The following is a 13,649-nucleotide window of genomic DNA, read 5'->3' on the forward strand; positions in this document are numbered from 1 at the left end:
CCGTTCAGACTCACTGCGTGTAGTCCGTTCCCCCTCAAAGGGGGCGGCGCCTGGGGCCGGCGAAGCCGGACCCTCGGCCCCTGCTTGGCTCGTCGGGCGGTGGTGGTTTCGGCGGCAACGCCGCGGCTGATGCGCTCGTAGCAGTCGTTTGGGCGCCTGCACCAGGATTGATAGCGAAATCAGGCTGCAGCGCAATAAAGATGGGCGCAAGCAGCTATCAAAACTGTAGCAAACAAGGGGCGCAAGGCTGCGCTGTGCGTGAAACCCAGGCTATCGCGTCGGTCCGGGGCGTCGTAATATGGCATTTGTCATGCGCGGCGCATGGGCCTGTGGCCCCAACTGGCATACCATCGCCGGCAGGAAAAGAGAGATCTTGGGGGCTTCGCCGCCCGTCCTGTCCCGAAAGGCTACACATGAAAAGCCATGCCGGCATCAACCGCATTTACCGCCTGGCCCGACGCCGCGCCAGTGCAACGGGCGGGTTCACACTCAACGCTGCCTGCAGCGCTGCATTGCTCCTGCTTGCCGGAGGTGCCCAGCAGGCCCGGGCCGCAGACGCCGCCAGCGCCAGCGTGTCTGCGGGCGCCGCCGGCCTGGCCACGGTGGGCAACACCACCACCGTCAACCAGACCAGCCAGCGCGTGGCGATTGACTGGACCAGCCTGTCTACGGTGGCCAATGAGGCGCTGATCTTTAACCAGCCCAATGCGTCGGCGATTGCGCTGAACCGCGTCACCGGTAGCAGCCCGAGCGAACTGCTTGGCAGCCTCACGGCCAACGGCCAGGTGTTTATCCTGAACCCGAACGGCGTGCTGTTTGGCGCCGGAAGCCAGGTCAATGTCGGCGGCCTGGTCGCCTCGACGCTCAGCATGAGCAACGCCGACTTCATGTCCGGCAACCATGTGTTCACAGGCTCGGTCGGCTCGGTTGTCAACCAGGGCACGCTGAACGCGGGGCAGGGTGGCTACCTCGCCTTGCTGGCGCCCGAAGTACGCAATGAAGGCGTGATGACGGCATCGCTGGGCACTGCACTTCTGGCCGCAGGCAACAAGGTCACGCTGAACATTGATAACGGCAGCCTGCTGGGCTACAGCATCGACCAGGGCGCCATTAACGCGCTGGCCGAGAACAAACATTTGATCCAGGCGAACGGCGGGCAAGTACTGCTTTCCGCGAAAGCCATGGACAGCTTGACCACCGCCACGGTGAACAACACCGGTGTCATCGAAGCCAAAACGATCCAGAACAAGGCCGGCCGTATCCTGCTGATGGGCGACATGGACACCGGCACGGTGAACGCAGGTGGCACGCTGGATGCATCGGCACCCATGGGCGGTGATGGCGGCTTTGTCGAAACGTCGGCGGCACACGTCAAGGTGGCTGACGGTGCCGTCATCACCACACTGGCCGCTGCAGGCGGTGGGGGCCACCACGGCACCTGGCTGATAGACCCGACCGACTTCACCGTCGCCGCAGGCAGCGGTGCGCTGACCGGCAGCGGCATAGGCGCGGGTACCCTGGCCGCCAGCCTCAACCTGGGCAATGTGGCGCTGGCGACCAACAATGCCGGTGGTACGGATAACGGCGACATTCACGTCAACGCGGCCTTCACCTGGAACGCGGGCACCACGCTGACCTTGAGCGCCTGGCGCAATATCAACATCAACGCGTCCATCACCTCGCAGCACGCCAATGGCAAGCTGGCACTGGAATACGGACTGGGCGCCATCAATGCGGGGAACACTGCAACGTACAACGTCAGGGCGACAGTCAACCTGCGGGCTGGCGACAACTTCAGCACCCGGCTGGGCAGCGACGGCGTCACCGACCCGTACAAAGTCATCACCAGCCTGGGCGTGGCAGGCAGCACCACCGGCACCGACCTGCAGGGCATCAACGGCAATCCCACCGGCAACTACGTGCTGGGCGCCGACATCGACGCGAGCGACACGGTGAACTGGAACGCCGGCGCGGGTTTCGATACCCTGGGTGGCGTCGGCGCGCCGGGTATTTTCGAGGGGCGTTTTGACGGCCTCAACCACAAGATCCGCAACCTCTTCATCAACCGCCCGGGCGACAACTTCGTGGGCCTGTTCGGCCTTACGCAGAGCACCAGCATCCAGAACCTCGGGCTGGTGGGCGGCAGCATCACCGGCGCCGACTTTGTGGGCGCCATCGCGGGGCAGGGCTGCTGCACCACCTTCAGCAATGTCTACAGCACAGCATCGGTTCAGGGCAACGACGAGGTTGGAGGCCTGGTGGGCGAACTCAGCCAGGGCGGCATCACCGACGCGTACGCCAGCGGCGCCGTGAGCGGCGCCGACAAGGTGGGCGGACTGGTCGGCAGCTCGCTGGACGGCATCATCACGCGCGCCTACAGCACCGGCCGCGTCACTGCCACCGGCATGGCAGGCGGGCTGGTGGCCGAACAGGTTGGAACGGCAGCGACAAACAACAGCTATTGGGACATTGGCACTTCTGGGCAGGCCACCAGCGCGGGCGGCACCGGCAAGACCAGTGCGCAGCTGACGCAGGCCAGCACTTTCAGCGGCTGGGACATCGCCACCCAAGGCGGCTCCACGGCCACGTGGCGCATTTATGAAGGCCAGACCGGTCCGCTGCTGCGCAGCTTTCTGCAGCCGCTCGCGCTGCCCGACACCAGCGTGGCCTACAACGGTGCGCAGCAGTCGGGCGCCGGTGCGCCGGGCGTCACGGCCGCCAGCGGCACCAACCCTGGCAGCTACTTCGCCTGGTCGGACCAGGAGGGCTACGACATCACGGGTGGCACGCTGACGATTTCGGGTGGCAATTTCCTGATCGACGAGGCCTACCGCAGCGCGATGATCTACCTGGCCGGCGTGAACCGCTCCGCGAACCCCCGCATCGGCCTCAGCCCCGACGCCCAGGTCGATGCCCTGAGGACGGCCGCCGCCGAAGCCGGCAACACGGGTGAAGACGAGTAAGTGTCAAGCTGGCGGTGGAGGACAGGAAACGCTTCTCGTCATGCGGTACCACCCAGGAAGTCAGGAAGTGACTGGAGGGGTGCTATGTTTTTTATAGCTGCTGGCGCACGTCTGTATTGCCTGTAGGCGTGATTTCTTGGTCAAAAATTGCCAACAAAATGGGATTTTTGGGATCTACGCACCCCGACAGGGCTGGAAAACAGCGCTAAACGTTTTTTTCAGCCAATTCCGGCCTGTTCTTTAATGCAAAAAGTGCCTCCAGCGCAATATGGACGTGCGCGAGCAGCTATTAAAAACATAGCGTCAAAATCCCCCTCCAACACGCGCGGGCATCGTTGGTTCCCGCACCCGCGTAGGTACGCCGGTGTTGAAACGCCACATGCAGTCGTTTCCCCATGCATTTCGGGGGTAATTCAAGGATACTTATGGTTACCTTCACGGGGCCCTTGTTACCCCGCTCGCCCAGGCGGTAGCCGGATTTCCTGACCTTCCGAAAAGACTCCCATGAAAAGTCACGCCAGCATCAACCGCATCTATCGCCTGGTCTGGAACGCCGCGCTTGGCCTGTGGGTGGCCGTGGCTGAAACCGCCAAAGGCCGAAGCAGGGGCGGCTCCGCGCGCAGCGGTGTTGAAGTTGCTTCCGCCGGCCCTCGTGGGGGCCTCGTTTTTGTCCTGCATGAACGGTGCCGCGCTGCCGTGGTCATGCTGCTGGCGATGTCCGTCTTTAACTTGCAGGTGCATGCTGCCGATGCGCTGAATTCCACCGTGGTGGTGGGCAGCGGCAATGTCAGCACCAGCGGCGCCACCACCACGATCAACCAGGCCAGCCAGCGCCTGGCGATCGACTGGACGCATCTTTCCACCGCGGCCAATGAGGCGCTGGTGTTCAACCAGCCGAATGCGCAGGCCATCGCGCTGAATCGCATCACCGGCAGCAGCCCGAGCGAATTCCTGGGCAGCCTGACGGCGAACGGCCAAGTGTTTATCCTCAACCCGAACGGCGTGCTGTTTGGTGCGGGCAGCCAGGTCAATGTCGGCGGCCTCGTGGCTTCGACGCTTTCCATGAGCAATGCTGACTTCATGGCCGGCAGCACCACGTTTGGCACAGACCCCGGCCAAGCTGGCACCGGCAGCAGCGCCGGCAAGGTTACCAACAAGGGCACGTTGACGGCTGCGAATGGCGGCTATGTGGCCTTGCTGGCGCCCGAGGTACGCAACGAAGGCGTCATCCGGGCCATGCTGGGAACCGCCTTGCTGGCAGCGGGCAACAAGATCACCCTGAACCTGGACAACGGCAATTTGCTGGGCTACAGCATTGACCAGGGCGCCATTAACGCGCTGGCTGAAAACAAGTTGCTGATCCAGGCGAATGGCGGCCAGGTTCTGCTGTCCGCCAAGGCCATGGACCAGCTGACCACGGCGACGGTGAACAACACCGGCGTCATTGAAGCCAAAACCCTGCAGAACAAGGCCGGGCGCATCCTGCTGATGGGTGACATGGAGACGGGTACGGTCAATGTCGGCGGCACGCTCGATGCCTCGGCTCCCGATGGCGGCAATGGCGGCTTTGTCGAAACCAGCGCCGCGCATGTGAAGGTGGCCGACAGCGCCAGGGTCACCACGCTGGCTTCCGCCGGCAACACCGGTAAATGGCTGATAGACCCCAACGATTTCACCATCTCCGCCGGGGGCGACATGACGGCCGCAGCCGTCGCGGCCGCTTTGACTGGCGGCAACTTTGAAATCCAGACCGCGACCATGGGCACGGCCGGCGGCAACGGCGACATCCACGTCAACCAGGCGATCAACCGGACGGACAACAACACCTTCACGTTGACTGCCGAGCGCGACATCAACATCAATAGCCTCGCGAACATCACCAAAACCAATGCGGGCGCGGCCGGTATGACCATGACCGCCGGGCGCAACATCCTCCTCAACGGCAATATCGGTGTGGGCGGGCCTTCCACAACTCTTTCTGTGACGGCCAACGCTGCCGGCGATATTACCGGCACGGGAACCCTGAACCTGAACGGCGGTGCGCTGGACATGACGGCCGGCGGCAGCATCGGCGGCACCGACGGCCTGGGGCAGATCTTTGCCGGCAGTTTGAAGCTGAAAGCCACCACGGGTGAAGTGGTCATGAATAGCGGCGTGGACTGGCAGGGTTCTTCCTTCGACCTGTACGCGGGTACCAACATCCGGGGAAATGCCGGCGCCGTCAACGCCACCATGAGTGCCCCCGGCGGCAGTTTCACCGCATCTGCGGGCAACACGGGTAATGGCCGAATACGCATCAACAGCTTCTCCAATGCCATAGGCACGCTCAACCTGACCGCCCTGGGGACAGGCGGAGGTGGCCAGGTCGACTTTTTGAGTGCCTCAGCCATCGCCAACGCTTCCATCACGGCAGCCCAGGACGTGAACGTCAGCGCGACTGGCAGCCTCAACCTCAATGCCCTGACCCTGACGGGCGCCAACCAGAACGTCAGCCTGGCGGCCGGCGGTGGCACGCTAACGACGCTGGGGGCCCTGAACACCGGCGCAGGCAACCTGACCTTGTCGGGCGGCTCTATGTCCCTGGGCGGCGACCTGGGCGCCAAAGACCTCAGCCTGACCGCAACAAGCGGCCTGAACATCAACAGGAACCTCACGGCGACGGGCAACCTGGCGCTCACCGCGAGTAATGCGGCCATCCAGCAAACCGCCGGCGTCCTGGTCGCGGGCGGCACGACGACCGTCAATGCCGGCGCGGGTAGCGTCAACTTGAGCGGCCTCAACAATTTCAACGGCGCAGTCAGCGTCAGCAACCTGGGCGTGAACAACGTCGCGATCAACAACGCGGGCGGTGCGCTGACCCTGGGCACTGTGTCGGTCGGCAGCGGCACGCTGAGCCTGAGCGGCAACAACATCGCGCAGACGGGCGCGATCACGCAGGCCGCCGGCGCGGGCGCGGTGACCATCAACGGCGGCGCCAGCGCGATAGACCTGAGCAACGCGGGCAACAATTTCACGGGCGCGGTCGGGCTCAATAATTCCGGCAACAACGCCGTGGCCATCCGGAATGTGAACGACCTGGTGCTGGGCCCATCCACCGTGGGCGGCAGCCTGACGGCAACGTCTGGCAACGGCTCCATTTCGCAAGCCGGTGCATTGAATGTGACGGGTGCTTCCACGTTCACGCTCAACGGCACCAGCAAGGACGTGCTGCTGGGCACTTCGGCCAACACCTTCGGCGGCGGCGTGACGGTCAATGGCAGTGGCAGCGTCAGAGACATGGCCTTCCGTTATGGCACGGGCTTTGCCTTTCCCACCACGCCCACCTACTCCGGCACACTGACAATGATCAGGGACGTCGGAGCCATCAACCTGGGCACGCAAACCTTCAGTGGCGGCCTCGCGCTGACGGCGGCCGGTGGCATCAACCTGTTCGGCGGAACGCTGCAGACGGGCGGCGCGCAGACCTTCAACAGCGCAGTAACGGTTGCCGGCACCGTCAGCCTGGTCAGCACCGGCGGCGGCATCACATTTGCCAACACGGTCAATGGCGCGAATGCGCTGAGCACCACGAGCGCCGGGCCCACCAATTTCAATGCGTCGGTAGGCGCCACCACGGCGCTGACCAGCCTGAACGTCAATTCGGGCGGCGCCATCAACGTGCAGACCGGTGCCACGCTGCGCACGGGCGACTTGATGCTGACGGCGGCAGGCGGCATAGGCAATGGCATCGGCGGTGCAGCGGCTATTGATGCGGCGCGCCTGAGCGCCATCAATTCAGTCGGCGGCCATATTGCACTGTCGCACACCGGCACGGGCACGCTGGTGGTAACAGACCTGGGGCAGGGCGATGGCATACAGAACAGCGTCGTGGGCGGCAACGTCAGCCTGGCAGCGACCAACGGCAGCATCCAGGTGCTGGGCAGCACGGTCAGCGCGGCCGGCGGCAACGTTGTGCTTAGCGCGGCTGGCGCCAGCGCGACGCATTCGGTGGAGATCGTGAACAACGGCGCTACCCAATCGAACGTTACTACCACCGGCACAGGCAACATCACCATCAACGGCAACCTGACGAGCGGCGGCGCCAGCGCCACCGGCGGCTCGGCGGGCGGCGTGGTCGTCACCAATTCCAACATCACCGCAGGCAACGGAGTCATCACCATTTCGGGCGATGCGGGCTGGCCTTCCGGTTTACCGCAAGTGTCACGTGGCGTGCGCCTGGATTCGGGCGCGAAAGTTACCGGCGCCGGCAACATCAGCATCACGGGCCGGGTCGGCAGCAGTTCGCTGGCCACCAGCAAAGGCCTGCAGTTGGCCGGCGGGGCGGAAGTTTCCAGCACCGGTGGAGACGTTGCGCTCACTGGCACGCTAACCAATCATTCCATCCTTGATGGTACGGGCCTGCATGTCAGCGGCAAGGTGCAGTCCGGCGCCAGCAAAAAAATCACGCTTACGGGCTCGGCTACGGTGGGCGGTAGCGCAGGCAAGGGTGTGCTGATCGATGGGGCGGCGGAGCTGCTCGCGGGCACGGGTGGTTTGACCATTGTGGGCACCACCAGCTCCGCGACCACTGCCACCAGCGTCGTCGGCACATCCATCACCGTCAGCATTGGTGGCGTCAGCCCCATTGTCAGCTCCACCGGTGCAATGGACATCACGGGCACCCTCGACGGGGGATCTATCGTCGGAGGCTCCGGCTTGGTCATGGAGGGCGGCACCATCAACTCCAATGGCGCGAACATCGTTTTGCGTGGCTCCGGCGTGCCTGCGCCTGCGCCTGTGGCTTCCCGTGATGTCAATCTCAGCGGTACGACGGTCACCAGCGGTGGCGGTGAAATCCAGATTATTGGCAACCGGGTCCAGATTGACAGTACGGTCAATGCAGGGGCCGGCCGTGTGGTGATTGCGCCCTTTAGCACCAACCGGGAGATCACGCTCTCGTCACCGGTGGGGGGTATTGAAGCCGTAACACTGAATTTGAGTACCACTGAGATCAACAACATCACGGCGGGGGTGTTGCAGATCGGTACCCTGACGAGCACGGGCGGCATTGAGATTGGTGGTGCCATAACTGCCGCACCGGGACCCTTGCCGGTCATCAGTTTGCTCAATGCCAGCACCATCAGCCAGACGGGGGCCATCAGTGTTGGCAAGCTCAACGCGGTAGGCTCCTCCGTGACCCTGACCAACGCCGGCAACCAGATCGACGAGATCAGCGGGCGCTCTACCACCGGCGCATTCGCCGCCACCAGCAGCAAGGCTGCGCCGCTCACGGTTGGTACGGTTGACGGGTACACAGGCATCAACTCGGGCAGCAACGCCACCACGCTCACCAACCTGAACGGCGCCATCGCGCAGACCCAGGCCATTGTGGCCAGCAGCTTCACCGGCAGCGGTGTGGGTGGCGTCAATCTCAACCTGGCTGCCAACCAGATCGGCGCCTTTACGGCGACCAATAGCGGCGCGGGCGATATCGTGCTGCGCAACGGCATCAACACCACACTCACGTCCCTCACCAATACCGGTACGGGCCGCATTGACGTCGACAACATCGGCACGGTCACGCTGGCGTCAAGCGGCATCACCAGCAGCGGCACGGCCACGGGTACCACCGCCGGCACAGCGGCGGTGCGCGTCAAAGGCTCGCAGGGCATTGTGGCCAGCGGCGCGGCTCCGCACATCAGCAATTCGGCGGGCGGCTCGGTCTACCTCGACGGCGGCGCAGGCAGTGTAGGCACCAGCCCCGCCGGTGCGGTGGGTATTTCCGCTGCGTCCGTCACTGCGGTGGCGGCAGGCGGCGCCTCGCAGGTCAACCTGAGCCTGGCCAACGGCGGCACGCTGGAAAACATCTTCGCGGCGGGCAGCGTCAATGTCACGGCCACGACCGGTAACCTGGCGGTCAAGACGGTGTCGAGCAGCTCGGTCAGCCTCAGCGCCGCGGCCGGCGCCATCACCGACGCCAACGGCGCGGCGAACAACATCTCAGGGACGTCTCTGACTGCTTCCTCACAAAACGGCATCGCGCTGGGTACCAATGTGAGCGGTGCGCAGGCGCTGAGCACCACGGGCGCAGCCGGCGACATCACCATCACCGCCGCCAATGCCATCGACACCAGCAACTTCAGCGTGAGCACCAACGCGGGTTCCGCCCAGACCGTCAGCCTGGCTTCGAATGCCGGCATTACGGTGGGCGGCGCGTTCGGCAACAGCCAGGACAAGCTCAAGCTGATCACGACCGGCGGCAATATTGCCGTCAACGGCGCGCTGACGGCCAGCGAACTCACGCTGAACACCGCCGGTACCAGCACCCAGAGCGCGGCCATCACTGCCACGGGCCTGGAACTGCTGGGCACCGGCAGCCATACGCTGAACAATGCAGGCAACGCGGTGACCACGCTGGCCGGCAACACCGGCAACGTCAGTTATTCGCAGGCCGGCGCGCTGGCCATCGGTACCGTCAACACGGCAGGGTTGACCGCCAGCGGCAAGGTGCTGGTGCGCGCCACCGGCGCGGCGGGCGACATCACGCTGAACAATGCGGTCACCTCAGGCAGCGCGGCGAACGACTCGCTGGTGCTGGCCGCCGGGCGCAACTTCATCAACAACGCTGGCGCCACACCGCTGAACCCGGGCGCGGGCCGCTTCCTGGTGTATTCAACCGATCCGACGGCCAACACCATGGGCGGCTTGGCCTCTACCGGCAACGCCTTTAGCCGCACTTATGCGGCCAATGCGCCCACCGATGCTTCCATGACTTCGCTCAGCGGCAACCGCATGGTGTACAGCGTGACGCCGGTGCTCACCATCACGGGTGACAACCAGGCCAAGGTCTATGGCGCGGCCGACCCGGGCCTGACTTACACGCTGAATTCCGGGCTGGTGGCCGGCGACACGGCCGCAACCGCGCTGGCCGGTGTGCTGGGAGCGCCGACGGGTTCCGCGGCCTCCGCGGGCACGCACGCCATCACCCAGGGCACGCTGGCTTCAGCCCTGGGCTACGGCATTGCGTACACCAACGGCACCCTGACGGTGGGCAAAGCCACGGTGAGCGTGACGGGCATGGCGGCCAACAACAAAACCTACGATGGCAGCGCAACAGCGACCCTGGGCAACGTCGGCACCCTGACGGGCCTGGCCTACGGCGAGCTATTGACCCTGAATTCCACGGGTGCCAGCTTCTCCGACGCGAATGCCGCCAACGGCAAGACCGTGACCGCCACTTACGGCCTGGCCAACGGCGCGGGCGGCCTGGCCAGCAACTACCAGCTGGCGGCGGCGCCCGTCACCACGACAGCAGACATCGCCAAGGCCAATCTGGGCGTGACAGCTAACAACGACAGCAGGACGGTCGGCGGCGCCGCCTATACCGGCGGAAACGGCGTGAGTTTCAACGGCTTTGTGGGCGGCGAAACGGCCGCCGTGCTGGGCGGCGCGCTGACCTACGGCGGCAGTTCGCAAGGCGCGAGCGCCGTGGGCAGCTACGCCATTACGCCCGGCGGCTACAGTGCCGGCAACTACGCGCTGTCGTACCTGGACGGTGTGCTGACCATCAACCCTGTAGCAGTGCCTGTGCCGATAGTGCCGGTGCCCGCAGTGCCAGGCGGCAACCCGGCAAGCGACGCTTACCTGAGTGCGCTGCGGAACATCGCGAGCCTTGGCGCTTCAGGTGACGGTGGCGGCGCACAGGGTGGTGGTGCAGATCCCAGTGACGCCCTGAAAGCCGCCGCTGCCGAAGCCGGAAATACGAACGAGGAATAAGCCAACCCCCGTCCAGCCTCACTTCGTGTAGCCTGTTCCCCCCTCAGGGGGCGGCGCCTGCGGTCTGGCAAAGCCAGTCCCGCGACCCCCGTTTATGCGCCCAGAACTCTTCAACCAGCATGAGCCGTGGAACCGGCTTTGCCGGGCCACGGGCGGGCGGCCCCCTCGGGGGGCAAGGAACTACACGGAGTGAGTGACTGTGGGGGCCAATGGAAGCCACAAGGTAAAGCGCGTGCCCGCCGGCCCCGATTGCCAGTTGACCGTGCCGTCAATGGTTTGCGCGCGGCGCCGCTGGTTTTGCAGGCCTTTCCCCGCGGCGTCGCCAAAGGCTTGGTCGACATCAAAGCCCTGGCCGTTGTCTTCGATGATGACCTGCACCCCGGCGCCTTCGATGGCAGTGCTAAAGCGGATCTCGGTCGCATGCGTATGGCGCAGGATGTTGGCCACGCTTTCCTGGATGATGCGCAGGATGTGCAGCGCGCTGGAAGGGTTCAGCCAGTCCAGCGTGGGAAGTACCTGCACTTCCCACAGCAGCGTGACGCCGGTGCCTTCCAGCCGGGGTTCGAGCCGGAAACGCAGTGTGGCCAGCAGCAGCAACAGGTCGGCCTCCACCGGCTCCATCGAGTCGATGGCGAGCTTCAGGTCGTCCATGCAGTCCTTGAGGGTCTGCGTCACGCGTTCGTCGCTCATGCCGCCGACTTCGATGGAGCGGATGGCGCTGATCAGCGTCGAGCCCAGGCCGTCGTGCATGTCCTGCATCATGCGCTGGCGTTCATCGCTCAGCATCTGCTGCTGGGCGATCTCGCGCAGGCTGCGGTGGCTGGCTTCAAGTTCGGCTTCACGCGCCCGCAGGCGCTCGGCCAGGCTGGCGTTGACCTGCTCGACTTCCGCAATGGCGCCGGTGTAACGGCGGTACATCACATAACCGAAGACGCTGAAGGTGATCGCGTTGGTATGCGGGCCCATATACCAGCTTTCGGGGCTGATGAAATTGTTCTGCACCAGCCAGTCGGTCGCGCTAAAGAGCGTGGCCAGCACCGTCCCGATGGCCACCACCATGGCGCTGCGAGAGCGCCCCCAGGCGTTGATGACGCCCGCCACGCTGACGCTCACGCCCATCAGTGCGGCCACCACATACAGCACTGGTGTGGTCCTCGGCGTGTTGGGCAGGGCCGACCACAGGGGCAGGGTCAGCAGGGCCATCAGCACGGACGCGGTGATCAGTGCCCGCGTCAGCCACAGTTGCTGGCGCCGGTGCAGCAGGCCGATTGAAAAGTGCACCACCGTGACCAGCCAGAACAGCGAGTTGACGGTGAACCAGGCAAACCAGTCGTTGGCAATCGGGAAGCTCACATAAAAATGCAGGCCCCGCACGAAGGACATGACCGCCAGCACAAAAAACAGCAGATAGCCCGGCTCATGCCGGCGCCGCAACCACACCAGCAAGGCGAAGATGCCGACCGCGAGGAAAGCCGAGCTGAACATGCCCGGCAATTCCTGCTGCAGCCATTGGCGGCCGCGGTAGCGCCAGCTGATGGCATCCACCGGGCCCAGCCACAGTGATGACAGCGCCACCTGCGTCGCAGCCGTGTGCTCGATGCGCAGCGTGATCTCGTGCGGCGGCCGGCCATCGGCTGATTTCTCCAGCAGCACCCACAGCGGCGTGTGCGGGCTGTTCCATAACGGGCCTTGCTGCTGTGCGGTGTGTACCAGGTGACCGTCGGCATACACCGCGAGGGTGCCGTCAGTGCGCACGCGGGCCGCATACAGCGCCAGTGGCGTGGACGATGCCGGGGCCCGCGGCACGGTCAGTCGAAACCAGCTGGTGCGTGTGACGGGTGCCTCGCCGGCGGATGCTGCAGCCCGGGCCTGTCCCACTAATGCCACGGGCAAGGCGTGCGGCAGCGTAACGGCTTGCCAGCGGTCCAGCAGGATTTGGCCGTCGAGGGTGAGCGGTGGCGAGGTGAAGCCCGCATCGGTTTGCACCTGCCAGTCAGCCTGGGTGAGATGCAGGGCCGCTGCGCTGGGGGAATCACCCGCGCGGGTGCCCACAGCATCACAGGCGACAAGACCCGTCAGCGCCGCAGCTGCTGCCAGCAGCGCTAACATGCGGGGCGAAAAACGCAGGAGGCGGTGGTGATGAAAGGGCATTCGCGCGGGCAACTACTGCGCCAAAATGCCCTGGTTCCTGGCTTCGTAGATCGCTTCAGCCTTGGAGGTAACCTTGAGTTTGCTGTAGATGCGCCGCACAAAGGTGCGCACCGTGAAGTGCGACAACTCCATCAGCCTGGCGATTTCCACCGCAGTGAAGCCTTTGGTGATGTAGTCCAGCACTTCTTTTTCACGTGCCGACAGCAGCGATGACGCGTCGATATCGGCGGGCGTCGTGCCGACGCCGGCTGCGGTGCTGCGGCGAAAGCGCGCCAGCACCTGCCGGGCGATGATGGGGCTGATCGGGCTGCCGCCGCTGGCCAGGCTGCGAATCTCTGCCGCCATTTTCAGCGGTGAGCTGTCTTTCAGCAGGTAGCCGGCGGCGCCGGACTCAATCGACTGCATCACGTGCGTCTCGTCGCCAAAATTGGTGCTCACCATGATGCTGCATGCCGGCCACTGTCGGGAAGCCGCGCGGATCACGTCGATGCCCGAGCCATCGGGCAGGCCCAAATCAACCAGCAGCACATCGGCCGGCGGCTGCATCAGCATCTGCAAGCCTTCGGCACGGGTACCTGCCGCGCCCACCAGGCGCATGTCAGAAGCGCCTTGCACCACGCGGCTCAGCGCTCCGCGAAAGCCCGGATCGTCCTCGACGATGGCGACATGGATCATGGGCAGGTCTTGTTCAGCGGGAGGTGCATTCATCAGGCAGACATTTTGCGACGGTTTTCGGGCGCACCACTCGCTATTTGTGTAGATCGTTTGTTCTACATGCAA

Annotated in this window: 4 protein-coding genes; 2 read left to right on the forward strand and 2 right to left on the reverse strand. The window is 64.7% G+C overall.

All coding sequences use genetic code 11. The features are described 5' to 3' along the window. The first annotated feature begins 413 nt into the window (after positions 1 to 413). Together AC1DY9_RS03795 and AC1DY9_RS03800 are read left to right on the forward strand one after the other, a co-directional pair. Complete coding sequence (locus tag AC1DY9_RS03795) at positions 414 to 2,963, forward strand: two-partner secretion domain-containing protein (RefSeq protein WP_477665823.1); 2,550 nt, start codon at positions 414 to 416, stop codon at positions 2,961 to 2,963. Positions 2,964 to 3,467: 504 nt separating this feature from the next. Continuing rightward, positions 3,468 to 10,718 (forward strand): two-partner secretion domain-containing protein, encoded by a 7,251-nt coding sequence (locus tag AC1DY9_RS03800; protein WP_477665824.1) that lies wholly within the window; start codon positions 3,468 to 3,470, stop codon positions 10,716 to 10,718. 180 nt (positions 10,719 to 10,898) lie between these two features. Here the strand turns inward: AC1DY9_RS03800 and AC1DY9_RS03805 are convergent, their stop codons facing one another. Both AC1DY9_RS03805 and AC1DY9_RS03810 read right to left on the reverse strand, forming a co-directional pair. Beyond that, positions 10,899 to 12,827 (reverse strand): sensor histidine kinase, encoded by a 1,929-nt coding sequence (locus AC1DY9_RS03805; RefSeq protein WP_477665825.1) that lies wholly within the window; start codon positions 12,825 to 12,827, stop codon positions 10,899 to 10,901. 54 nt (positions 12,828 to 12,881) lie between these two features. Continuing rightward, positions 12,882 to 13,577, reverse strand: a complete 696-nt coding sequence (locus AC1DY9_RS03810) for a response regulator (protein WP_477665826.1) — start codon at positions 13,575 to 13,577, stop codon at positions 12,882 to 12,884. Positions 13,578 to 13,649: the final 72 nt, after the last annotated feature.

Source organism: Polaromonas sp. P1_F6 (assembly GCF_056405695.1).